The organism is Mesorhizobium sp. 8, from assembly GCF_006351905.1.
In the GTDB taxonomy this organism is placed as follows: domain Bacteria; phylum Pseudomonadota; class Alphaproteobacteria; order Rhizobiales; family Rhizobiaceae; genus Mesorhizobium; species Mesorhizobium composti.
Window position 1 is genome coordinate 2587451 of sequence record NZ_CP040914.1, and the last position, 21885, is coordinate 2609335.

22 protein-coding genes are annotated in these 21885 nt (G+C 67.0%); 10 read left to right on the forward strand and 12 right to left on the reverse strand.

Annotation, left to right across the window (positions count from 1 at the left end):
- Positions 1–19: 19 nt before the first annotated feature.
- The 4 genes from FGU64_RS12550 to hemC form a co-directional block, all read right to left on the reverse strand.
- Entirely contained in the window at positions 20–1603 is a 1584-nt protein-coding gene (locus FGU64_RS12550) for a heme biosynthesis protein HemY (RefSeq protein WP_139953556.1), read from the reverse strand.
- 3 nt (positions 1604–1606) lie between these two features.
- Positions 1607–3007: a COG4223 family protein gene (locus FGU64_RS12555; protein WP_139953557.1), complete on the reverse strand. Its 1401-nt coding sequence runs from the start codon at positions 3005–3007 to the stop codon at positions 1607–1609.
- Between the two features lie 103 nt (positions 3008–3110).
- Positions 3111–3836: a uroporphyrinogen-III synthase gene (locus FGU64_RS12560; RefSeq protein WP_139953558.1), complete on the reverse strand. Its 726-nt coding sequence runs from the start codon at positions 3834–3836 to the stop codon at positions 3111–3113.
- Positions 3818–4765, reverse strand: coding sequence for a hydroxymethylbilane synthase (gene hemC / locus FGU64_RS12565; protein ID WP_139953559.1), 948 nt, complete (start codon positions 4763–4765; stop codon positions 3818–3820). Before hemC ends, FGU64_RS12560 begins: the two co-directional genes overlap by 19 nt.
- A gap of 87 nt (positions 4766–4852) precedes the next feature.
- Between hemC and tsaD the strand changes: the two genes are divergently transcribed.
- From tsaD to FGU64_RS12585, 4 genes are read left to right on the forward strand one after another with little or no spacing between them, the layout of a single operon-like run.
- Positions 4853–5944 (forward strand): tRNA (adenosine(37)-N6)-threonylcarbamoyltransferase complex transferase subunit TsaD, encoded by a 1092-nt coding sequence (gene tsaD, locus FGU64_RS12570; RefSeq protein ID WP_139955373.1) that lies wholly within the window; start codon positions 4853–4855, stop codon positions 5942–5944.
- The gene (locus FGU64_RS12575; protein WP_139953560.1) at positions 5941–6924 is read left to right on the forward strand and encodes an NAD(P)H-dependent glycerol-3-phosphate dehydrogenase; all 984 of its coding nucleotides are present in this window, start codon (positions 5941–5943) and stop codon (positions 6922–6924) included. The genes tsaD and FGU64_RS12575 overlap by 4 nt, the downstream gene beginning before the upstream one ends.
- Before the next feature lie 9 nt (positions 6925–6933).
- Positions 6934–7230 (forward strand): YciI-like protein, encoded by a 297-nt coding sequence (locus FGU64_RS12580; protein WP_136357078.1) that lies wholly within the window; start codon positions 6934–6936, stop codon positions 7228–7230.
- A 15-nt stretch (positions 7231–7245) separates the two neighbouring features.
- Entirely contained in the window at positions 7246–7668 is a 423-nt protein-coding gene (locus FGU64_RS12585) for an EVE domain-containing protein (RefSeq protein ID WP_139953561.1), read from the forward strand.
- A gap of 12 nt (positions 7669–7680) precedes the next feature.
- Here the strand turns inward: FGU64_RS12585 and FGU64_RS12590 are convergent, their stop codons facing one another.
- Genes FGU64_RS12590 through FGU64_RS12605 form a run of 4 tightly spaced genes read right to left on the reverse strand, consistent with a single transcriptional unit; the run spans position 7681 to position 12356 of the window.
- Positions 7681–7935 (reverse strand): hypothetical protein, encoded by a 255-nt coding sequence (locus FGU64_RS12590; RefSeq protein WP_139953562.1) that lies wholly within the window; start codon positions 7933–7935, stop codon positions 7681–7683.
- A 2-nt stretch (positions 7936–7937) separates the two neighbouring features.
- Positions 7938–9173: an aminomethyltransferase family protein gene (locus tag FGU64_RS12595; RefSeq protein ID WP_180375523.1), complete on the reverse strand. Its 1236-nt coding sequence runs from the start codon at positions 9171–9173 to the stop codon at positions 7938–7940.
- Positions 9170–10750, reverse strand: coding sequence for an NAD(P)/FAD-dependent oxidoreductase (locus FGU64_RS12600; protein WP_139953564.1), 1581 nt, complete (start codon positions 10748–10750; stop codon positions 9170–9172). The genes FGU64_RS12595 and FGU64_RS12600 overlap by 4 nt, the downstream gene beginning before the upstream one ends.
- On the reverse strand, positions 10737–12356 hold the full coding sequence (locus FGU64_RS12605) for an NAD(P)/FAD-dependent oxidoreductase (RefSeq protein ID WP_139953565.1): 1620 nt from the start codon (positions 12354–12356) through the stop codon (positions 10737–10739). The genes FGU64_RS12600 and FGU64_RS12605 overlap by 14 nt, the downstream gene beginning before the upstream one ends.
- A 186-nt stretch (positions 12357–12542) precedes the next feature.
- Between FGU64_RS12605 and FGU64_RS12610 the strand changes: the two genes are divergently transcribed.
- From FGU64_RS12610 to FGU64_RS12620, 3 genes are read left to right on the forward strand one after another with little or no spacing between them, the layout of a single operon-like run.
- Positions 12543–13331 carry a methyltransferase domain-containing protein gene (locus tag FGU64_RS12610; RefSeq protein WP_139953566.1) on the forward strand — a complete coding sequence of 263 codons (789 nt, stop codon included), beginning with the start codon at positions 12543–12545 and terminating at the stop codon, positions 13329–13331.
- Positions 13332–13337: 6 nt separating this feature from the next.
- The gene (gene betI, locus FGU64_RS12615) at positions 13338–14033 is read left to right on the forward strand and encodes a transcriptional regulator BetI (protein WP_139953567.1); all 696 of its coding nucleotides are present in this window, start codon (positions 13338–13340) and stop codon (positions 14031–14033) included.
- A 49-nt stretch (positions 14034–14082) separates the two neighbouring features.
- Entirely contained in the window at positions 14083–15165 is a 1083-nt protein-coding gene (locus FGU64_RS12620; protein ID WP_139953568.1) for an ABC transporter substrate-binding protein, read from the forward strand.
- A gap of 58 nt (positions 15166–15223) precedes the next feature.
- Here the strand turns inward: FGU64_RS12620 and FGU64_RS12625 are convergent, their stop codons facing one another.
- The gene (locus FGU64_RS12625; protein WP_139953569.1) at positions 15224–15784 is read right to left on the reverse strand and encodes a hypothetical protein; all 561 of its coding nucleotides are present in this window, start codon (positions 15782–15784) and stop codon (positions 15224–15226) included.
- A 20-nt stretch (positions 15785–15804) separates the two neighbouring features.
- On the opposite strand from FGU64_RS12625, the gene FGU64_RS12630 reads away from it, so the two are divergent.
- The 3 genes from FGU64_RS12630 (at position 15805) to FGU64_RS12640 (ending at position 19058) form a co-directional block, all read left to right on the forward strand.
- Positions 15805–16521 carry a TetR/AcrR family transcriptional regulator gene (locus tag FGU64_RS12630; protein ID WP_246671110.1) on the forward strand — a complete coding sequence of 239 codons (717 nt, stop codon included), beginning with the start codon at positions 15805–15807 and terminating at the stop codon, positions 16519–16521.
- 138 nt (positions 16522–16659) lie between these two features.
- Positions 16660–17736, forward strand: a complete 1077-nt coding sequence (locus FGU64_RS12635; RefSeq protein WP_139953570.1) for an extracellular solute-binding protein — start codon at positions 16660–16662, stop codon at positions 17734–17736.
- Complete coding sequence (locus FGU64_RS12640; protein WP_139953571.1) at positions 17733–19058, forward strand: flavin monoamine oxidase family protein; 1326 nt, start codon at positions 17733–17735, stop codon at positions 19056–19058. Before FGU64_RS12635 ends, FGU64_RS12640 begins: the two co-directional genes overlap by 4 nt.
- Here the strand turns inward: FGU64_RS12640 and FGU64_RS12645 are convergent.
- The 3 genes from FGU64_RS12645 to FGU64_RS12655 are packed head-to-tail and all read right to left on the reverse strand — an operon-like array spanning position 19022 to position 21868.
- Positions 19022–20095: an ABC transporter ATP-binding protein gene (locus tag FGU64_RS12645; protein ID WP_139955375.1), complete on the reverse strand. Its 1074-nt coding sequence runs from the start codon at positions 20093–20095 to the stop codon at positions 19022–19024. The two genes, FGU64_RS12640 and FGU64_RS12645, sit on opposite strands and share 37 nt — an antisense overlap.
- A gap of 34 nt (positions 20096–20129) precedes the next feature.
- Positions 20130–20954 (reverse strand): ABC transporter permease, encoded by an 825-nt coding sequence (locus FGU64_RS12650; RefSeq protein WP_139953572.1) that lies wholly within the window; start codon positions 20952–20954, stop codon positions 20130–20132.
- On the reverse strand, positions 20951–21868 hold the full coding sequence (locus tag FGU64_RS12655; RefSeq protein WP_139953573.1) for an ABC transporter permease: 918 nt from the start codon (positions 21866–21868) through the stop codon (positions 20951–20953). Before FGU64_RS12655 ends, FGU64_RS12650 begins: the two co-directional genes overlap by 4 nt.
- Positions 21869–21885 lie beyond the last annotated feature (17 nt).

The following is a 21885-nucleotide window of genomic DNA, read 5'->3' on the forward strand; positions in this document are numbered from 1 at the left end:
CGCGATGGTTGCAGGAAAATCAAAATAAACGGAACCGGCGCGGCGCCTTTTCCGCTTCCTCCTCGGGCTCCACCCCCGGATCGTCGGGCGCGCGCGCCTGATCGTCGCGCCTGTCGGCGGGAGCATCCGGCGCGACCGCGACGGCCGCCGCAGCCGCCTCGCCTGCCGATCCGGGCGAGGTTTCCGCCTGCTTTTCGACGACGATCTCGGCCGCATGACCGTCGATCGGCCTATCCCCGCCGCTCGCCTTGGATGGCGGCGCCAGCACCGGCTTCGCAGCGTCTTCGCCGTCCCCGGCCTCGATGAGACGGCCGAGACGTTCCGCCGGCGCGCGCCATTCGAACGCGTCGAGGCGCCCGGTGACCGGCGATACCGGCGCCCAGCGCTCCGAAACCACCCCGTCGGCGACCCAGGCGGGATCGCGCGGCGCCCTGACGGCCTTGCCGAGAAGCTGTCGCACCTTGCCCTGGTCGCCCGTCTCGGCTTCCTCGATGTCGGCAAGCAGCAGATAGGCGCCCTCGCGCCGGTCCATGCGGATGGCCGCCTCGGCCTCGTGCCGGGCAGTCGCGAAATCCTGCGCGTCGAGTGCCGCGCGCGCCACGGCAAGCGAGGATTCGGCGTTGTTCTTCTTCATCTCCTGAAGCTTGCGCGCACGCGCCAGCCGGTCGTTGACCGCATCGCCGGGCCGGGCATGGATGTAAAGCTCGGCGACCTCGGGATGCGGCTCGGCCTGCCAGGCCGCTTCCAGCACCTTCGAGCCCTTGCGCACGTCGTTGTTCCGGAACAGCGCCCGGGCCGCGACGGCCGCCGCCGGCGCGAAGTCGGGCGCCAGCCGGTTGGCCTCTAGTGCCGCCGCCTTAGCTGCATTGAAGTCGGCGTCGAACAGCGCCTCGGCCTTGGCCGTCAACAGCACGGCGCGGCGCCGGTTGGCGACGGCGGGCTCGATCTGCCGGGTCGATTTCTGCGCTTCGACGATCTTCAGCGCGGCGTCCCAGTCGCCGCGCTGGGCCAGTTCCTCGACGGTCGAATCGGCAGCCCAGCCGAGTTGCGGTGCGGCTGCGGCCGCACGCCCTGCATAGTGGCGCGCGGCATTGCGGTCACCCAGCCGCTCGGCTTCGAGGTAAAGCCCGCGCAGGCCGAGCAGCCGCATCTCCGGATCGTCCAGCATGGCCTCGAATTTTTTCCGCGCACCGTCGTGGTCGCCTTCCAGCAGCGAGGCTTGTGCGTCCAGCAGGTGGATCAGCGGCTCCTGGTCGGAGCGGATCAGTTTGGCCGCTTCCTTCGTCTTCTTGCGCGCCAGTGCGGCGTCGCCCGCGCCGGCGGCGATCATGCCGGTCGACAGCGCCTGGTAGCCGCGATCGCGCCGCCGCACGCGGAAGTAGCGCGTGATCGTATAGGGGCTGTTCCACAGCGACTTCAGCAGCCACCACAGGATCATCGCCGCCGCCACCACCGCGACCACCGCCACGGCGGCGACCATCAGGCTGACCTGATACTGATAGCCGGCGAAGGTCACGACCATCTGGCCCGGCCGGTCGGCCAGCCAGGAGAAGCCCAGCCCCAGAGCGAAGACGACGATGAGGAAGAACAGGATGCGGATCATATTCTACGCCTTCATCGCGCCGGAGATCAGCGCGTCGAGCTGCGCTTCGACATCGAGCCGCGCCTTGAGCTTGCCCGCGAAACCGGCGCCGGCGGCCTTGGCAGCTTCGGGCAGCGTGTCGTATTCGGCCAGTGCCTTGGCATAGTCGCCCTGGTTCACCGCCACCTCCAGGCGCGCCACCGTTTCCGGCACCCCCTTGCCCTCGACCGCGCCGATGGGCCTCACCTCGACCAGTGATTCGGCGCTGGACATGAGCCGCTGGAAGATGCCGGCATTCGGATCGACGGGCTTTGCGGCCGCGACCATGGCATTGGCGGCCGCGTCCACGTCGCCGGCAATCGCCGCGCGGGTCGGAACACCCTTGTCGGCATAGGCGCGCAAGGCGGCGATCTCGGGTGCATCGGGCGCGATGGCGGCGAAGGTGTCGAGTTCGGCCGCGAATGGCGCCCCGCGGTCGAGCGCCGACTTCAGCGCGGCGGCGGCGATGGCGAGCGCGATCTTGGGCTGCGATGCCTGCGCCTCAACCTTAGCCGAGAGTTGCGAGAGAGATTGTTCGAGCGCGGCGAGTTTCGATTGCTGTTCGCCGGCCACATCGCCGGTCGATTTGAGCTGGGCTTCCAGTTCGCCCAGCTTCTGATTGACGGGCCCGAGATCCACCGGCTGGGCATCTGCGCCCTGGCCGAGCCCCGCCACCGCCTTCTCGAGGCCGGCTACCTTGTCGGACAGCGCGGCAAGATCGGCGTTGTCGCCGCCCTGGCCCGAATCCAACGCCGCTTTCAGCGTCACGACGTCGGCCTTCACCTGGTCGAGCGCGGCCGACAGGCCGTCGATGCGGGTGCCGGTGCCGTTGCCCCCGCTGTTCTTCAGGGCAGCGAGTTCCCCCTTCAGCGCCGCGATCTGGCCGCCGAGATCACCGCCGGCATTGCCGCCCGGCGCGCCGAGCAGGCCCGCATATTGCAACGCCCCGGCGCCGAGAAGCGCGATGAGGCCGCCGATCACGCCTGCGCCGACACGGCCGAGCGCACCGTCGCGCGGCGAAGACGGCCCGGCCCGGCCGGCGGGCCTGTCGCCGGTGCCCCCCTCCTCGCCGTTGCCCGCCAGTTCCTCGGTCGTCTCTTTCGTCGGCTGCTCTGCGAAACCGTAGTCGGAGGCATAACGTGACGCGGGCTCGTCCGGCGCGGCCGTCCGGTCTGCCTCGGGCGAGGCCGTCTCCTTATGCTCCCAAGGCTCGAAATCGGCTGATTCGGCGCGCGGCGTTTCCTGTTCCGGCACGTTGTCAGGCGCCTGAACATCGGCCGTGTCCTTGTCGCCGTCGTCGACGCGCGAGACTTCGCCCGGCTCCAGTTCGATGGTCACCGGCTGGCGATGCTGCTTGGAATGGCGCGTTTTCGGCGTCTTGACCATGCTCGGGCTCCGCTTTCGTCTCGGCCGCCAGGCGGCAGGGATGGCTTGTCAAAGGCAATAGCACACCACCAAGCGGTGAAAAGGGGCGGCGTGATGACCAGCCCTATCCTTTCGCCCGCAACAGCGCCATCAACGCCTCCTCGTCGGGCGTCGCCGCGACATGCCTCGCGCCCTTGCCGTCGCCGCCGGCAACCCGGAAAGCGGCGTCGATGCGGGCCGACAGGGAAAACACGGCGGCATTCGCCAGAACCGGCATCAGGGCGGTATGGCGCACGAGCCTCGCCGCCGCTTCTGCCGCCTTGACCGAATAGAGCAGGACGGCATCGGCCGGCCGCCCGCCAAGCAGGGAAAGGGCCGTAGCGTCCGGGGGCTCGACCGCGACCGTATCGTAGGTTTCGATCGCCGTGATCCGCACGCCGGCCTCCGCCAGACGGTCTTCGAACAGGGGAAACCGCTCGCGCCCGCAAAGATAGACAAGCCGTTTGCCGGCAAGCTGGGCTGCGATCGCCTCGGCCAGCCCTGCAGCGTCGCCCGGCCCGGCTTCCACGGCATGAAAGCCGACGGCCTGCGCGGCCGCCGCCGTCCGCTCGCCCACCGCATGGCAGGCAAGCGCCGCCAGCCTGCCGATCAGCTCGGGCGGCGCATGACGCAGCGCATTGGCACTGGTGACGGCGACCGCCGCCGCATCGTCCGGCACCGCCGCGCCGTCCACGGCCAGCGGCTTCGTCGCCGAAAGCGGCAGGACGAGCGGTTCGAACCCCAGTTGCCTGAGCCGTCCTGCGGTACGCGTCGCGCCCGGTTCGGGCCGCGTCACCAGGACCCGGCGCATGTCAGGTTCAGCCTTTCAAAGAAGGCGGGACCGGCCTTGGCCCGCACCTCGGCTGCGGCCGCAGCACCGGTGGCGGCGGCATCCTGCGCCGGCCCGGCAGCGGCGACGGCGTGTTCTTCGCTGCCGTCCGGCATGGCGATCAGGCCGGAAAACGCCAGTGCGCCGTCCGTGACCGTCGCATAACCGGCGATCGGCGTGCGGCAGGAACCGTCGAGCGCGGCGAGGAAGGCCCGTTCGCAGGCCAAAGCCTGCCCGGTCGGCACGTCATGGATGGCCGCCAGCAGATCGATCGTCCGCGTGTCGCCGATACGGCTTTCAATGCCGATGGCGCCCTGCCCGGGCGCCGGCGGAAAGGCGTCGAGCGGCATGACGTCGGTGGCGATATGCGCCAGCCCAAGCCGCTTCAGGCCGGCGAGCGCCAGGATGGTGCCGTCCGCTACCCCCTCCTCCAGCTTGCGCAGGCGCGTCTGCACGTTGCCGCGGAACAGCACCACGTCGAGATCCGGCCGCATGCGACGGATCAGCGCCTGGCGGCGAAGCGACGACGAACCGACCTTCGCGCCGGCGGGCAGGTCGGCAATGCGCGCCGCCGCCTTGCCGATGAAAACGTCGCGGGCGTCCTCGCGCGGCAGGAAGGTGGAAAGCTCCAGCCCGTCCGGCAACACCGTCGGCATGTCCTTGGAGGAATGCACGGCGATGTCGATGCGGCCGGCAAGCAGCGCCTCCTCGATTTCCTTGGTGAACAGGCCCTTGCCACCGGCCTCCGCCAGCGCGCGGTCCTGGATGCGGTCGCCGCTGGTGGTGATCGGCACGATCTCGAACGCGTCTTCGGCGAGGCCGTGCGCCGCCATCAGCCGCGCCCGCGTCTCGTGCGCCTGCGCCAGCGCCAGCAGGCTGCCGCGCGTTCCGATCTTCAAGACAGTTTGCATGGCTCGCGGTCCATGGTAACCCCCGGGATGCTCGGCCTGTCCTATCGGGGATTGCCTTGCCGGGCAATCATCGAGGGTAGCGACGAATTGATCCGCGTTCTGGGCATCGAGACGAGTTGCGACGAGACGGCGGCCTCCGTCGTCACGTTCGACAGCGGCGCGTCCGAAATCCGCTCTAACGTGGTCCTGTCGCAGATCGCCGAGCACGCGGCGTTCGGCGGGGTCGTGCCGGAGATCGCCGCGCGCGCCCATGTCGAGGCGCTGGACGGCATCGTCGAGGCCGCCCTTGCCGACGCCGGCACGGACCTCTCCGAAATCGATGCCGTCGCCGCCACCGCCGGTCCCGGCCTCGTCGGCGGGCTGATCGTCGGCCTGATGACGGCCAAGGCCATCGCCGCCGCCGCCGGCAAGCCGTTGCTGGCGATCAACCATCTGGAAGGCCATGCGCTGACGGCGCGCCTGACCGACGGACTGGAATTCCCGTACCTGCTGCTGCTCGTTTCGGGCGGTCACACCCAGATCGTGCGCGTCGCCGGCGTCGGCGACTACCAGCGTTGGGCGACGACCGTCGACGATGCGCTGGGCGAGGCTTTCGACAAGACCGCCAAGATGCTCGGCCTGCCCTATCCGGGCGGCCCGAACGTCGAGAAAGCGGCCGAGAAGGGCGACGCCGCCCGCTTCACCTTCCCACGCCCGATGAAGGGGGCGGCGCAACCGGATTTCTCCTTTTCCGGCCTGAAGACCGCCGTGCGGCAGGCCGCCAGTGCCATCGCGCCGCTGACGGACCGCGACGTCGCCGACATCTGCGCTTCCTTCCAGGCCGCCGTCGCCGACGCGCTGCAAGATCGGGTACGCCGCGCGCTGGAGCGTTTTCGGGCCGAGTTTCCGGACATGAAGGCACCGGCGCTGGTCGTTGCCGGCGGCGTCGCCGCCAACCGCACGATCAAGGCGACACTGGAGGCGCTGTGCCGCGACGCCGGCTTCCGCTTCGTCGCGCCGCCGCTGAAACTGTGCACCGACAATGCCGCCATGATCGCCTGGGCCGGCATCGAGCGGTTGCGCGCCGGCCTTGCCGACACCGACGACGATGCCTTCGCTTTCGTGCCGCGCTCGCGCTGGCCCTTGGACGGCGTCTCGACGCCTGTCGTCGGCTCGGGTCGCCGGGGAGCCAAGGCATGAGTGACGGTTTTCGCGTTGCCGTGCTGGGCGGCGGTGCCTGGGGCACCGCGCTGGCGCTGGCCATGCTGCGCGCCGGCCATGCCGTCAGCCTGTGGGCACGCGATGGCGAAACCGTCGAGGCGATAAGCCGCGGCGAAAACCCTCGCTACCTGCCCGGCATCCCGATCGAGCACGGCATCGCCGCCACGACCGACATCGGCACCGCCCTGGCCGGTGCCGATTGCGTTCTGGCGGTGGTGCCGGCGCAGTCGCTGCGCGGCGTGCTGGGCAAGGCGAAGCCGCATATGCCGGCGGACGTCCCGCTGGTTCTGTGCGCCAAGGGCATCGAACGCGAGACCGGCGCGCTGCTCTCCTCCATCGTCACCGAGATATTACCAGGCAATCCGGTGGCCGTCCTGTCCGGCCCGAGCTTCGCCACCGACGTGGCACGCGGTCTGCCCACCGCCGTCGTCGTCGCCGCCGGGCAGGAGAACCTTGCCGTCGATTTGGCGCAGCGCTTCTCGGCGCTCAACCTGCGCTGCTATTCCAGCGACGACGTCACCGGCGTCGAGATCGGCGGGGCGCTGAAGAACGTCTTCGCCATCGCCGCCGGCGCCGTCACCGGCGCCGAACTCGGCGCCAGCGCGCAGGCCGCCATGGTGACCCGCGGCTTCGCCGAGCTGCGCCGCATCGGCGCCACCTTCGGCGCCCGGCCGGAAACGCTGATGGGCCTGTCGGGCCTCGGCGACCTGCTTTTGACCTGTTCCTCGGTCCAGTCGCGCAACTTCGCCTACGGGCTGGCGCTGGGACGCGGCGAGGCGCTGACCGGCCGGCCGCTGGCCGAGGGCGTGCCGACCGCCGCGATCGCCGCCCGCATCACGGCCGAGCAGGCCATCGATGCACCGATCATCGCCGCCGTCGCCGCCATCCTGGACGGCGCCGTCAGCATCAACGACGCCGTCGCCGCGCTGATGAGCCGGCCGCTCAAGACAGAGGACTAGGAGCAAGGAATGCTGTTCGCACTGATCTGCAAGGACAAGCCCGGCGCGCTCAACGTGCGCATGGAGACGCGGCCGAAGCACGTCGAGTTCATCAACGGCTTGATCGCCGACAGGAAGCTCGCCTTCGCCGGGCCGTTCCTCGATGCCGAGGGCAAGTCGATCGGCAGTCTGGTGATGATCGAGGCGGCGGGTCAGGCCGAAGCGGAAGCGGTGGCCGCAAGTGATCCCTACGCCAGGGCCGGTCTGTTCGACAGCGTCGAGGTCCTGCCGTGGACCTGGGTGTTCAACAAGCCGGCCGATGCCTGAGGGGACGCTATTCGCATGAACTACTGGCTGTTCAAGTCCGAGCCGTTCAAGTTCTCCTTCGATGCACTGAAGAAGCTCGGCGCCAAGGGAACGCAGTGGGATGGCGTGCGCAACTATGCCGCCCGCAACAACATGAAGGCGATGCAGGTCGGCGACCTTGGTTTCTTCTACCATTCCAATGAAGGGCTGAACATCGTCGGCATCGCCGAGGTGTGCGCGCTGGCCCATCACGACACCACGACCGACGATCCGCGCTGGGAATGTGTCGACATCCGCGCCGTGCGCGACGTGCCGAACCCGCCGACCCTGGCCGACATCAAGGCCAATCCGAAGCTCCAGGACATGGCGCTGGTGCGCCTCGGCCGGCTTTCGGTGCAGCCGGTGACGCCGGAAGAATGGCGCGAGGTCTGCCGCATGGGCGGCGTCGATCCGGGGTAAGGCGTCGCAAGGTTATCCCTTGAACCCCATCCGCTTCAGCCAGTCGCGGCCGACGCCGCGATCGCGGATGATCGGCAACGGGTCTTCCGCGTCGAGCCGCGAGCAGATGCGGTAGACCTCCAGCGTCTCGGCATTCATCTCGCCGCGCTTGTAGAAGACCATCGCCGCCGCATAGCGCGCCCGGCCGGACCACGGCTCGCCCAGCGGCGTGTTGACCAGCGCCCAGTTCTCGGCGGCTTCCGCATCCCTGTCCGGCCCGTCCGTCACGATCAGAAATCCGCCGGCGGATTGGCGGTGCGGCGGTCGAGCTTGATGAAGGGGCGCGGCACCACCTTCGCCCTCTTCATCAGCCGCTCGTATTTCAGTTCGCGCATGGCATAGATCTCGACCCACAGGTCGTCGGTCACCGTATCGCCATAGGGCAGGTCGAGCGAGGCGATGGCGATGTTGCGCTTGGCCATCGGCGACCACATGGCCGCGCTCACCAGTCCGACCTCGCGGTTCTTGCGGTGGTAGACGATGGCATGCTCGGCCGGCACGTTGCCGTCGATCTCCAGCCCGACCAGCACATGCCGGAATTTCTTCCTCGCCCGCGCTTCGAGAATGGCGCGGCGACCGTTGAAATGGCCCTTGGCCGGATCGATCATGAAGCCAAGGCCGATCTCGTCCGGCATGCGGGTGCGGTTCGAGCGGATGGCGTGTTCGGCGGTGACGAAATCGGCATTGGCGACGATCAACCCCGCCTCCAATCGCGCCCGGTTGAGCGCGGTGTAGCCGATGGCGCGGATGCCGTGCAGTTCTCCCGCCTCCATCAACCGGTCCCACAGCGAAAGCGCCAGATCGCGCCCGATAAAGAGTTCGTAGCCGAGGTCGCCGGTGAAGCCGGTGCGCGAGATTGTCACAGCTCCGTTATCATGCGGAAATTCGGCGAGATCGAACACTTTCAGTTTTTCTACCCCGGCGAAGCCGGCCGCGCGCAGGCAGGCGAAGGCCGTCGGCCCTTGCAGTGACAGCCCTGCGACCGCTTCCGTTTCCTCCTCCACCACAACATCGAAGCCGATGGCGGAATCCAGCAGCCAGGGCAGATGCCGTTCCTGAGAGCAAAGCCGGAAGCGCGTGGCGGACAGGCGAAACAAGGTGCCGTCGTCCAGCACAAAACCCTCGTCGTCGCACCAGGCGGTATAGTGGACGCGGCCGGGCTTCAGCTTCGTCACGTCGCGCAGCGTCACCTTGTTGCAGAAGGCCTCCGCGTCCGACCCCTCGATGCGATATTTCGTCATCGGCGAGATGTCGAAAAGGGCGCACTGGCTACGGATGGCGAAATACTCCAGTTCCTCGTCCCACAGCGAATGCGGCGCGCGGTAGCCGGCCCAGTTGTACCAGTCGCTGGTCTTCGCCAGCGCGTCGAGACGCGGCTGGAACGGCGTGCCGAGCCGCAAAGTGCGGAAATGCGACGGCGCATCGAGGGGGGCGTTTCCGGCGGTCATCGCGGTGGCGACGGTCATGACGCCTTCCTCCATTCCGCACGTTCCGCCAGGATACGCCGCGCCGCGTTCAGGCCCGGCGCGCCGGAAATGCCGCCACCCGGATGCGAGCCGGCGCCGGCGAGGAACAGGCTTTCGATCGGCGTGTCGTAACCCGACCAGCCGGAGACGGGGCGTGAAAACAGCATCTGGTCGGCCTGCAACTCGCCGTGGTACCAATGGCCGCCGGGCATCCGATAGCGCGCCTCGATGTCGGCCGGCGTCAGAAGCTCCGCATGGCGCACGAGTTTCCCGATGCCCGGCGCATGGGCTTCCAGTTGCGCCATGACGGCGGCAAGGAATTTCGGCTTGCCCGCATCCCAACCTTCTTTCAGCGCATAAGGCGCGTACTGCACGTTGGCCGAAAGAACGCAGCTGCCGGCCGGCGCCAGTGCCGGATCGGTGAGCGACGGCAGCACGATCTCCATCACCGGCTCCGGCGAGAATTCGCCGTACTTCGCCGGATTGAAGGCGCGTTCGACATGGTCGGCCGACGGCGCGATGACCAGCCGCCCGCGCAAATCCGCCTCTTCCACGCCGGCGAAACCCGGCACGCCGTCGAGCGCCAGATTGAGCTTGGCGACATCGCCCTTCATGCGGATGTTCTTCACCTTGCGCACAAAGCCCGTGTCGAGCAGCGGCGCGCCGACCAGGGCAAGGAAGGTGGTCGCCGGGTTGATGGCCGAGACGACCGTGCCGGCACGAATCTCTTCGCCGTTCGCCAGCACGACGCCGGTGGCACAGCCTTTCTCCACGACGATCTTCGCGACTGGGGCGCCGGTGCGGATCGCCACGCCAACATGCTCGGCTGCGGCGCGCATAGCGGCAACGACGGCGCCCATGCCGCCCTTCGGCACGATCTGCGCGCCCGGCGCGCCGCCGCTCTCGCCAGTCAGGCGATAATAGAGGCCAAGCAACGAGGTCGGCGAGCGCGGGCCGAGATGCGATCCCAGCACCGCGTCGAAGGCGAGCAGGCCCTTCAGCCGGTCGTCGGTCAGTTGCTCGTCGAGCAGGTCGTAGACGCTCATCAAAAGCACGCGCAGGAAATCGCGCATATCTTCCTTACCGAGCCTCTTCACCGCCAGCGCGGCCTGTCCGAGCGCGGCGATATCGCCGAACGACCCACCGCCAAGCTGCGGCGGCCGTCGCGACAGGAACGGTTTCAGGATAGCGGCATGACGGAAAAGCTGCGCGCGCAGGTCCTTCCAGGCGGATTGTTCGGCGGCGGACGCACCGGTGAGCGTCTCGCCATAGGCACCGTACAGGGTGAGGGGATTGCCGTCGCGCGACAGGGTGACCGTCGGGGCAAAGGCGCTCCACGAAACGGTCAGCCCGAGGTCTTCCAAATCCAGCGCACGCACCACTTCCGGATGCAGACGGTTCAGCACATGCGCCGTCGAGACACGAAAACCGGGGAGGAATTCTTCCGTCCGCGCCGCGCCGCCCACCTCGGCTTCCGCCTCCAGCACCAGCACATTGCGGCCACCCTTGGCCAGCAGAGCCGCACAGACGAGGCCGTTGTGCCCGCCGCCGATGACGATTGCATCAAATGACGTCATGGGCCGCGCTCATGTGATGGTCCAGCTTTGCCAGGTCGCGCAGGATTTCCCTGGCCGCGTTGCGGCCAGGGGCGCCCATGACGCCGCCGCCGGGATGGGTGGAGGAGCCGCACATATAGAGGCCGCCCACCGGCGAGCGGTATTGCGCGTAGCCCGGCACCGGGCGGTTGAACAGAAGCTGGTCGAAGGTCAGTTCGCCCTGGAAGATATTGCCTTCGGTGAGGCCGACCTCGGCCTCGATCTCGCGCGGCGTGCGCACCTCCATATGGACGATGCGGTCGCGAAAGCCAGGCGAATAGTCGGCGATCTGCGACACCACCGTCTCGGCGAAGGCGTCGCGGTCGGCGTCGGTCCAGTCGCGTCCCTCCACCTTCGGCGGCGCATACTGCACGAAGCAGCTCATGAAATGCTTGCCGGGTGCGGCCATCGTCGGGTCGAGCGTGGTCGGGATCATCATGTCGAGGAAGGGATCGGCGGACCAGCGGCCGGCCTTCCAGTCGTCATAGGCGCGCTCCATGCGCTCGACCGAATCGGTAAAATGCAGGTCGCCGCGCAGGCACGGCGAATCCTTCGGCAGCGCCGGGAATTCCGGCATCGAATCCAGCCCGATGTTGACCTTGCCGGACGAGCCCCTGATCTTGAAGTTCTTCACCCGGCGCAGGAAGGTGTCCGGCAGGTCCTTCTCTTCCACCAGCTTCAGGAAAGTGCGTTTCACGTCGGCATTGGATACGACCAGCTTGCCGAAAATCTCGTCGCCGCCAGCGAGCACGACGCCTTTGGCCTTGCCGCGCTTGACCAGCACCTTTTCCACCTCGGCGCCGGTGCGGATCGTGCCGCCGGACGCCTGGAACGAGGCCGCGAGCGCCTTCGTCACCGCGCCCATGCCGCCGCGCGCATAGCCCCAGGCGCCGACCGAGCCGTCGACCTCGCCCATATAGTGGTGCAGCAGCACATAGGCCGTGCCCGGCGACATCGGCCCGAGCGCGGTGCCGATGATGCCGGAGATGGAGAAGTTCGCTTTGATGACGTCCGTCTCGAAATATTCGTCGAGGAAATCGGAGATCGACATGGTCCAGAAGCGCAGCGTCAGCGCCATTTCCTCGGGCGTCAGCCCGGCAAATTTCTTGCCGAGGTAGAGAAGTTCGCCGAGGTCGCGCGGCTTCCAGCTCGTCGGGTCGGGCGCCGTGCGCATCAGAAGCGGCTGGATGAAGCGGCATTGCCGCGTTACGTCGCGGGCGTAACGGTCGTACGCTTCGGCGTCGCGCTTGGAGAAGCGGGCGAATTCGCGCCGGTGCGCGTCGTGGTCGCGGTAGTTGCCGAGATAGTCGCCGTCCTGCGTCAGAACAGCGCCGCCCTCGTAGGCGATCACCTGCAGGCCGAAGCGCGGCAGCTCCAGATCGCGCATGATCTCGGGCCGGAACAGCGAGCAGACGTAGGAGCAGTTGGAGTAAAGAAAGCCGGGCGTCAGTTCCCGGCTGGTGGCGGCGCCCCCAACCCAGCCGTTCTTCTCCACCATCAGCACGTCGAGCCCTGCGCGCTGCAGGTAGCAGGCGTTGACCAGTCCGTTATGGCCGCCGCCGATGACGATCGCGTCCCAGGTCTTCATGCACGTACCGTTTTCATGCCAGCGCAATCCGGTTCCGCTTGATCCCAAGCCTGCCATGAGGACGCCTGCCATGTCCAGAGATTTTGAATGAATGTTCAACAAATGAGTTGCGTTTTGCGATGCGTGCGATACGCTTCGCATCCGACATTGCCTTCTGCGCCAAGGCAGCGCATCGGGACAGGATCGATGGTCGAGACGGCAGAAGCCGAGCCCGAATACGACGACACCACCATCCGCTTCCTCGAGGCGCTGTGGGGCGAAGGGTACCTGTCGCCCGGCGGATCGGAAGAAGTGGACCGTATCGTCGAAGGGCTCGATCTCGCCGGCCGAACCTTGCTCGACATCGGCTGCGGCACCGGTGGCGTCACCCTGCATTTGGCTCGGAAACATGGACTGGCCCACGCCACCGGCTTCGATGTGGAAGGGCCGGTGGTGGAAGCGGCGCGGCGGCGGGCGGAGGCGCGGGGGCTCGCCCGCCGCGTCGTCTTCGTGCAGGCGCCGCCCGGCCACCTGCCCTTTGCGGACGCTTCGTTCGACGTGGTGTTCTCGAAGGATGCCTTATTGCATGTGCCCGACAAGGACGCGCTGTTCGCCGAAATCTTCCGCGTCCTGAAGCCGGGCGGCGTTTTTGCCGCGTCGAACTGGATGATCGCGCATGACGGCGAGCCGTCGCGGGAGATGAAGGCCTATGTCGCGGCGGAAGGCCTGTCCTTCGCCATGGCCTCGCCGGCGCGCTACGCCGCGGCGATGCGTCAGGCGGGCTTCGCCGATGTCGAGACGCGCGACCGCAATCCCTGGTACCGGGAGGTCGCGCGCGGCGAACTGGCGCGGCTGAAAGGGCCGCTTCGCGACACCGTCGGCGCCGCCTATGTGGAGAAAAACATCCGCACCTGGGAAGCAATGCAGACGGTGCTTGACTCGGGCGAGCACCGCCCCACTCATCTGCGCGGATGGAAGCCGGAGCCGATCGGATAGCCGGCGATGTTGGAGACCAGCCCGCCCATGAAGACACCTGAGCCCGAAGAGCCGCAGCCTGCCGCGCGCAAGGGCGAGCCGGAAAAGCGCGGCCGCAAGCAATCCAAGGAAGTCCGCCGCCTGCAGCTGATCGAAGCGACCATCGATTCGCTGGCCAAACGCGGCTATTCCGAGACGACCATGGCCGATGTCGCCGACGGCGCCGGCCTGTCGCGCGGCATCGTCAACTTCCACTTCGAAAGCAAGGAAAAGCTGCTCGTCGCCACGTTGCAGTTCATGGCCGACGAATACGCCGCGCATTGGCGGGCCGCGCTGCACAAGGCCGGCGACGATCCCGCCCGCCAACTCGCCGCCGTGGTGGCCGCGGATTTCGAGCGCTCGATCTGCAACAAGCGCAAGCTCGCCGCCTGGTGCGCCTTCTGGGGCGAAGCGAAGTCGCGGCCGACCTATCAGGCGCTGTGCGGCGCGCGCGACGCCGCCTACCAGAGCGTCATCGTCGATCTTTGCCGCACGCTGAAGGAAGACGGCGGCTATGCCTTCGAGCCGCAGGGGACGGCACTGGCGCTTTCGGCGATGCTAGAGGGCCTGTGGCTCAGGCTGATGATGGGTACGGAGGACGTGACGCGCGAAAGCGCCTTGCAGGCCGCCAACGAATTCCTCGCTTTGGCCTTTCCCCGCCACTACGCGCGGCAGGCGACGTAAGCGAGGTCCGACAGGGGAAAACCACAAAGGGAAAAAGGGAGGAGAAACGATGAAGACATTGACCCGGCGGCTCACCTTGACGCTGGCGCTGGCCGGCACGCTTGCGGCTTCGGCGGCGGCGCTTGCCGTGGCAGAGGACCAGGGCCTCACCATCTTCGATTGGGCCGGCTACGAGGACCCGAGCTTCCATCCGAAATATGTCGAGAAGAACGGAGATTCGCCCACCTTCGCCTTCTTCGGCGACGAGGACGAGGCGTTCGAGAAGATGCGCTCCGGCTTCAAGGCCGATCTCGGCCATCCCTGTTCGCAGAGCGTGGTGAAGTGGCGCGAGGCAGGCCTGCTGCAACCGCTCGACACTTCGAAGATCACCGGCTGGAACGACCTCAACCCCGGCATCATGGCGATGAAGAACCTCGCCACCGACGACAGCGGCAAGGCGTGGTTCATGCCGTGGGACTGGGGCGATACCCAGCTCACCTACAATTCCGACAAGATCGACGAAAAGGACGTGCAGTCGTTGAAAGCCTTCGCCGATCCCAAGTTCAAGGATCGCGTCTCGATTGGCGATAACGTCGACGACGCCTATGCATTGGCCAGCCTCGCCATCGGGCTGAAGGACTGGACGCAGATGACCGACGACCAGTTCAGCCAAGCCTCCGACTTCCTGCGCCAGGTGCACAAGAACGTCCGCCTCTACTGGACCGACACGACGGACATCGTGCAGGCGCTGTCGGGCGGCGAGATCGATCTTGCCTGGGCCTGGAACGACGCCACCGTCCAGTCGGTCGCCAACGGCGCGCCGATCAAGGCGAAGAAGGATACCGACGAAGGCATGTCGACCTGGGTCTGCGGCTACGTGCTGTTCAAGGACGCGCCCGGCAACATCGACAAGGCCTACGACTACCTCAACGCCGTCAACGATCCGGAAGTCGCCAAAGTGCTGGTCGGCGACTGGGGCTACGGCCAGGCCAATACCAAGGGCATGGCCGGCGTCGACCAGGCGGTGCTGAAGGAGAAGGGCTATGACGACGTGCAGAAATTCGTCGACAAGACGCTGTTCCAGTCGCCGGTGCCGGCCGACCTGAAGCTGAAGATGATCGCCGAGTTCGAGAAGATCAAGGCGGGGTACTGAGTCCCGAGCTCCCACCCGGTTGCCGCAGCCGCAACCGGGCGGGATTCCGGCTCGCCTGCTACCTGCCCGGAAGGCGGGTGGACGCGGGGGGAAACGCAAGGGAAGCCGCGCTTTCGGCAAGGGTTTGCGACGTCCCGGCCTGACGACGCACCAGCAGATAAAACGCCACGACATGCGTGATCATCAGCGCGGGCACGTAGAGGATGGGGATCCAGTAGGTCGCCGCCAGCTCTCCCGCCTGTTCGGGAAGCCCGAACCGGGCGCCGTGATAGTAGTTGATGAGGAGATCGGCCGTTCCGACGCCGTTGAAGGCAACGACGAACAGCCAGAACAGCGGACGAATGCGGACGGTTGCCAGCGCCAGCATGGCCAGCACGCCGGTTGCGAAATCGCCGTAGGCGGCGGACGGCGCGAAACCGGCCGGCAGATCGGGACCGACGACCCCCGGAAGGATGAAGGCGAGCCCGAAAAAGCGGAAGCTGTGCAAGGTGGCGATGACGCGCTGCGCCTGGACGGCGTCCATCGTCTTCAGCCGGGGCCAGCCATAGGCACCGAGGAAAAGAAGCCACGGCACGTAGCCGAGGACGAGCTGTATCGAAAAGATGGTCGAGGGAGACATGCGTACCTCCTGTCGGAGCTATGCCGATCGGAATTGATGGTGTATTAAGCTTGGTACCGATTGGTACCAATGTCAAGGAACAAGCGATGACAGCCGCATCCGAAGGTTCATCATTGTCGACAGGCTCGCAGGCATCCCCCGCCCGGGCACGCATCCTGGACGCCGCGTTTGCGGCCTTCAGCGCGCAGGGCTATGCGCAGACCAGCATGCTGGAAATCGCCACCCGCGCGAAAGTCTCCAAGCGCGAGCTCTACGCCCTGGTCGGCAACAAGCACGACATGCTGGTCGCCTGCATTGCCGAGCGCGCTGGTCGCATGCGTTCTGCGGCGGACACGCCCGAACCACGCGACCGCGAAAGTCTTGCCGACGCGCTGGCGGCCTTCGGGGAGCTGCTGCTGCGCGAGGTCACCGACCCGGTCGTCGTCGGCGTCTTCCGGCTGGCGATCGCCGAGGCCGAACGGGCGCCCGAGATCGCGCAGGCGCTGGACTCGATAGGCCGGGCAGCGGCGCGCGACGAGCTGGCGGCGATGCTGGCGAAGGCACAGGCGCATGGACTTCTGCAAGGGCTTCCCGCCGAGCTGGCGAGGCAATTCCTGGTGCTGCTGTGGGGAGAACTGATGATGAATTTGCTGCTTCGTCTCGTCGAGACGCCGACGTCCGAAGAGGTCGGTGAGCGCGCCCGCGACGCCGCATCTGCCTTCCTGCGTCTGCACCCGGCCGGAGAGTCAGCCGGATGAAAACAGCCTCGCGGGAAACGCCACAAAGGCCGCAGGGCGAAGTTTCGAATCGGACGCCATTGGAATTTCCACCCTCTCGCCAATTCCATGGAATTCTCATAACGTCCGCTCGAGCCATTCGGCGCTTGGGGGTAGCCAATGAATTGCCTGCTTCGTCGCCTTGCCTTCGCAGCCGCTTGCGCCATCCCCGCCATCAGCGCCGCGCTCGCCGTTGCGGCCGATCCGAAGGACCTGATCGTGCTCGACTGGTCCGGCTATGAGGACCCGCTGCTGCATCCTGCCTACACCGCCAAATACGGCGGCGAGCCGAGCTTCTCCTTCTTCGGCGACGAGGACGAGGCCTTCGAGAAGGTGCGCGCCGGCTTCAAGGCCGATATCGGCCATCCCTGTTCGCAGAGCGTGGTGAAGTGGCGCGACGCCGGCATCATTCAACCGCTGGACACGTCGAGGATCGCTGGCTGGAACGACCTCAACCCCGACATCATGAAGATGAAGGACCTCGCCACCACCGCCGACGGCAAGGCCTGGTTCATGCCGTTCGACTGGGGCAACACCTCACTGCTCTACCGCACCGACCACGTCACGGTCGACGAGGCGAAGTCGCTGAAGATCTTCGCCGACCCCAAGTTCGAGGGCCGCGTCACCATCGGCGACAACGTCGACGACGCCTATGCGCTGGCTAGCCTCGTCATCGGGCTGAAGGACTGGACGAAGATGACCGACGACCAGTTCAGGCAGGCCTCCGATTTCCTGCGCCAGGTGCACAAGAACGTCCGCTTCTACTGGACCGACGACACCGATCTGAACCAGGCTGTGTCGAGCGGCGAGGTCGACCTCGTCTGGGGTTGGAACGAGACGTTCGTGACGCTGAAGGGCCAGGGCGTGCCGATCGCCATGAACCGCGACACCGACGAGGGTCTCTCGACCTGGGTCTGCGGCTACGTACTCTTGAAGGACGCGCCGCATCCCGACCAGGCCTACGATTTTCTTTCGGCCGTCAACGCCCCGGAGGTTTCCGGCTATATGGTCACGACGTTCGGCTACGGCCACGGCAACGCCGCCGGCATGGCCGCGACGGACCACACGCTGCTTTCCGAGCGCGGCTTCGACAATCTCGACAGGTTCCTCGACAAGACGCTGTTCCAGCAGCCGGTGCCGCCGGAGCTGAAACAGCGCATGGTCGAGGAATTCGAGAAGATCAAGGCGGGCTATTGAGCGGCGCGCGGCACAAGACCGGCGTCGTCATCGTCGGTGCCGGCTTCGCGGGCCTGTCCGCGGCGCACGCGCTGAAGCACGCGGGCGTCGATTTCGTCGTGATCGAGGCGCAGGACCATGTCGGCGGCCGCGTCGAATCGCGGCTGAACGGACAGGGCGAGCGGGTCGACACCGGCGGCCAGTTCCTGTGCGACGACATGCCGGAATTCCTGGCGCTGGCAAGGACCTATGGCAGGCAACTGGTCGAGACGCGGTTCGACGGCGCGCCCGTCCGCCAGCCGCCGCTGTCGGTCGCCGAGATCGAGCGCTCCTATGCTGGCGCGATGGCGATCCGCGACCGGCTGAACGGCTTTTCGCCGGACGATCCGTCGCTCGCCGGCCTGACCGTGGCCGACTGGCTGGCACGCCAGCCCGACGATGACGATGCCAGGGACGGCTTCCGCTCGATGATCGAAGGCCTCTGGTGCCTGGCGCTGGAGGATCTGCCGGCCTGGTATCTTGTGTCCAACGACCGGCGTGTCACCAACGAAGCGTCGGAATTGCAGTATTTCATCGCCGGCAACACGCATTCTCTGGCCAAGGCGATGGCGCGGGAGCTTGGTGATCGTATCCGGCTCGATACCGAAGTTACCGGCATCCGGCATGGGACGGCGGGCGTACAGGTAACGATGGCGGGCGTTGGGGACAGGCCTCTCGCGATTGATGCCCGCGCCGTGCTGATCTGCCTGCCACCGGCGACGGCGGCAAAGCTCGATTACGCGCCCGTGCTGCCAACCGGCCTTGCCGGCGCGCTCGGCGCGTGGCGCAGCGGCGCGGTGATAAAACTGTTCCTGCGCTATCCCCATGCCTTCTGGCGCGAGCGCAACCTTTCCGGAGTCGTCATGTGGCGCGACCCGGCCGGCCTCTTCGCCTTCGACGTCAGCCCGGATGAGGCGCATCCGACGCTCGGCTTCTTCATCGGCGGACCGCTCGCGCAGGAAACACGAGCACTCGGCGAGGCCGGCGTGAAGGAAAAGACGATCGCCTGGCTCGTCGCCGCGATCGGGCCGGAGGCGGGCGAACCGCTCGACGTCATGCTGCGCGACTGGACGAACGATCGCTGGAGCGGCGGCGCCTATTCGGATATCGTCGTCGACATGGGCGCCACCGACGCCGAAGAGGTGCTGCGCGCGGGTGCGCCGCCGCTGTTCTTCGCCGCCTCGGAACTGTCGCCGTCCTTTCCGGGCTATATCGAAGGCGCCATCGTGGCGGGGCGGGAAGGAGCAAAGAAGGTCGTCGCGACCCTTCAATCCGCCATCGCCACCAGCGCCTCGGGATCGTAGGCCAGCCGTACGGCCGAGCCGACCGGAATGTCGTCGGCCCCGAAGTCGTTCGTCTCGGTCACCGACAGCGGCTTTTCCAGCCCCGGTATCTCGACCACGAGATGGGTGATCTCGCCGAAGTAATGGCGCTCCACCACCGTGCCGGTCACCTGGAACCGGGATGTCTCGTTATCCCACAATACGCGCAGCCGTTCCGGCCGGATGCCGAGCGTCGCGGCGCCGCCGTTGCGCACGAAAGCGGTCGGCTTCTCGGTGCTGACGCGGCCGAATCCCAGCGTGTCGAGTGTGAGCGAGGCGCCGTTCTCCTCGACGATCTCGCCCCTGACGAAATTCATGCCGCCGAGGAAGTCGGCGACCTGGCGGTTCACCGGCCGCTGGTAGATTTCCTTCGGCGAGGCGACCTGCGCGATGCGGCCGCCGAACATCACGGCGATGCGGTCGGACATGGCGAGCGCCTCGTACTGGTCGTGGGTGACCAGCACGAAGGTGATCCCGACCGCCTGTTGCAGGCGGCGCAGTTCCACCTGCATCTGCTCGCGCAGCTTCTTGTCCAGCGCCGACAGCGGCTCGTCGAGCAGCAGCACCTTGGGCCGCATCACCAGCGCGCGGGCGAGCGCGACACGCTGGCGCTGGCCGCCGGAAAGTTCCGTGGCGCCGCGCTTGCCGAGACCCGTCAGCGACACCTGGGCCAGCGCCTCCTCGACGCGGCGCCTTTCTTCGCCTGCCTCCAGCTTCAGCCGCTTCAGCCCATAGCCGACGTTCTGCTCGACATTGAGGTGCGGAAAAATGGCGTAGGACTGGAACACCATGTTGGTCGGTCGCCGGTTGGCCGGGATGCCGGCCATCGGCTGGCCGTCGACGGCTATGGAGCCGGTCGTCGGATTGTCGAAACCGGCGATCATGCGAAGCAGCGTGGTCTTGCCGCAGCCGGACGGGCCGAGCAGCGAGAAGAACTCGCCCTCGTTGATGGAAAGGTTCGCCTCGTCCAGCGCCTTGAAGGCGCCGTAGCTGCGCGTGACGTTCCTGATCTCGATCATCGGCCTGATCTCGCCCATCGACCGCCCGTTCTGTTCAGGCATAGAGCCCTCCCTCGGATTGGGTGCGCCGTGCCGCACGGCGGCGCAGCACCTCGGCGATGGACAGCAGCACGAAGGACGCGACGAGCAGCAGCGTGCCGAGCGCCAGCACGCCCGGCAGCTTGGCGGCGAAGCGCAGCTGGCCCCAGATGTAGATCGGCAGCGTCGCCTCCGTGCCGGTCAGGAAGAAGGCGATGATGAACTCGTCCAGCGAGATGGTGAAGGAGACCAGCAGGCTGGAGATGATCGTCGGCGTCACCATCGGCAGCGTCACGCGCCGGAACGTGCCGAAGGCACTTTCGCCGAGATCGGCCGAAGCCTCCTCGAGCGAACGGTCGAAGCCCTCGAAGCCCGAGGTCAGCACCGTCATCGAATAGGGGATGCAGACCAGCACATGGCCGAGCACGACGGTGAACAGCGACAGCGACAGGCCGAGCTGCAGGATGACCAAAAGCATGGAGATGGCGACGATGATTTCCGGCAGCACCAGCGGCGCCATGATCAGCCCGTTGATGGGGCGCCGGCCGGGAAAGCGGTAGCGGGTGATGGCGCGCGCCGCGAGAATACCGAAGACGGTGGAGAGCACCGAAGCCAACAGGCCGACGATCAGGCTGTTCCAGGCGGCGTTGAGCAGTTCCGGCGTATGCGGCAGGCCCTCGTACCATTTCCAGGTGAAGCCGGAGAGCGGGAACTTCGGCGTCGCCGCCGTGTTGACCGAAAAGACCGGCAGGAACAGCACCGGCACGTAGAGGAAGGCGACGTAGAGCACCGCGTAGACGGAGAGCCAGCCGCCCGGGACGAGATGCTTCAGCCCGTTCATCGCGCCAGCCTCGCCGCGCGGCGGATGATGAGCACCGCCGCCCCGGCCATCGCCGTCACCACGATCATCGTGGTGACCGAAAGTGCTGCGCCCAGCGGCCAGTTCGACGCCTTGCCGAACTGTGCCTGGATGGCGTTGGCGATCATGACGCCGTCCTTGCCGCCCACCAGCTTCGGCGTGACGTAGTCGCCGACGGTCGGGATCATGACGATCAGCAGAGCCGAGATGACGCCGGGCGCCGACAGCGGCAGGGTGACCCTGAGGAAGGAGCGCAGCGGCCCGTCGCCGAGATCCTTGGCCGCCTCGATCAGCGTGCGGTCGACCTTTTCCAGCGACACGAAGATCGGCAAGATGGCGAAGGCTGCCCAGGCATGCACCAGCGTGATGATGACGGCGTTGGAATTGTAGAGGAGCGCGGTGATCGGCTTGTCGATGATGCCCAGCCCCATCAGGCCGGAATTGAGCACGCCGTTGTAGCCGAGGATCACCTTCCACGACATCACCCGCAGCAGATAGCTGGTCCAGAACGGGATGGTGATGAGGAACAGCCACAGGCCCTTGCGATGCCCGCCGTGGAAGGAAATGTAGTAGGCGATCGGATAGGCCAGCACCACGGTGGCGACGCTGGTGACAAGCGAAATATACAGCGAGCGCCACAGAAGATCGCGGTAGATCGGCTCGGTCAGCGCGATGCGGTAGTTCTCCAGCGTGAAAGTGCGGTCGATGGTGAGATAGTGCTGCGTCCAGAAGGAGTGCGCGATCACCACCAGGATCGGCAGGACCAGGAGCACCAGCGCGTAAAGGAAGGTGGGGGTTATCAGGGCAAGGCCCTGTGCCGATTCCGACTGCAGAAGGGGCTTTCTCCCAGGCCGCGATGCGGCAAGCGGGGCCGATCCTTCCGCCGCCGCCGTCATGGCCTGGCCTCGGATCG

What these genes read in the sequence shown, in the direction of transcription:
- FGU64_RS12550 (WP_139953556.1), bottom strand. Translation starts at nt 1,603, where the DNA reads ATGATCCGCATCCTGTTCTTCCTCATCGTCGTCTTCGCTCTGGGGCTG.
- FGU64_RS12555 (WP_139953557.1), bottom strand. Translation starts at nt 3,007, where the DNA reads ATGGTCAAGACGCCGAAAACGCGCCATTCCAAGCAGCATCGCCAGCCG.
- FGU64_RS12560 (WP_139953558.1), bottom strand. Translation starts at nt 3,836, where the DNA reads ATGCGCCGGGTCCTGGTGACGCGGCCCGAACCGGGCGCGACGCGTACC.
- hemC (WP_139953559.1), bottom strand. Translation starts at nt 4,765, where the DNA reads ATGCAAACTGTCTTGAAGATCGGAACGCGCGGCAGCCTGCTGGCGCTG.
- FGU64_RS12575 (WP_139953560.1), top strand. Translation starts at nt 5,941, where the DNA reads ATGAGTGACGGTTTTCGCGTTGCCGTGCTGGGCGGCGGTGCCTGGGGC.
- FGU64_RS12580 (WP_136357078.1), top strand. Translation starts at nt 6,934, where the DNA reads ATGCTGTTCGCACTGATCTGCAAGGACAAGCCCGGCGCGCTCAACGTG.
- FGU64_RS12585 (WP_139953561.1), top strand. Translation starts at nt 7,246, where the DNA reads ATGAACTACTGGCTGTTCAAGTCCGAGCCGTTCAAGTTCTCCTTCGAT.
- FGU64_RS12595 (WP_180375523.1), bottom strand. Translation starts at nt 9,173, where the DNA reads ATGACCGTCGCCACCGCGATGACCGCCGGAAACGCCCCCCTCGATGCG.
- FGU64_RS12600 (WP_139953564.1), bottom strand. Translation starts at nt 10,750, where the DNA reads ATGACGTCATTTGATGCAATCGTCATCGGCGGCGGGCACAACGGCCTC.
- FGU64_RS12605 (WP_139953565.1), bottom strand. Translation starts at nt 12,356, where the DNA reads ATGAAGACCTGGGACGCGATCGTCATCGGCGGCGGCCATAACGGACTG.
- FGU64_RS12610 (WP_139953566.1), top strand. Translation starts at nt 12,543, where the DNA reads ATGGTCGAGACGGCAGAAGCCGAGCCCGAATACGACGACACCACCATC.
- betI (WP_139953567.1), top strand. Translation starts at nt 13,338, where the DNA reads ATGTTGGAGACCAGCCCGCCCATGAAGACACCTGAGCCCGAAGAGCCG.
- FGU64_RS12620 (WP_139953568.1), top strand. Translation starts at nt 14,083, where the DNA reads ATGAAGACATTGACCCGGCGGCTCACCTTGACGCTGGCGCTGGCCGGC.
- FGU64_RS12625 (WP_139953569.1), bottom strand. Translation starts at nt 15,784, where the DNA reads ATGTCTCCCTCGACCATCTTTTCGATACAGCTCGTCCTCGGCTACGTG.
- FGU64_RS12630 (WP_246671110.1), top strand. Translation starts at nt 15,805, where the DNA reads ATGCCGATCGGAATTGATGGTGTATTAAGCTTGGTACCGATTGGTACC.
- FGU64_RS12635 (WP_139953570.1), top strand. Translation starts at nt 16,660, where the DNA reads ATGAATTGCCTGCTTCGTCGCCTTGCCTTCGCAGCCGCTTGCGCCATC.
- FGU64_RS12645 (WP_139955375.1), bottom strand. Translation starts at nt 20,095, where the DNA reads ATGATCGAGATCAGGAACGTCACGCGCAGCTACGGCGCCTTCAAGGCG.
- FGU64_RS12650 (WP_139953572.1), bottom strand. Translation starts at nt 20,954, where the DNA reads ATGAACGGGCTGAAGCATCTCGTCCCGGGCGGCTGGCTCTCCGTCTAC.
- FGU64_RS12655 (WP_139953573.1), bottom strand. Translation starts at nt 21,868, where the DNA reads ATGACGGCGGCGGCGGAAGGATCGGCCCCGCTTGCCGCATCGCGGCCT.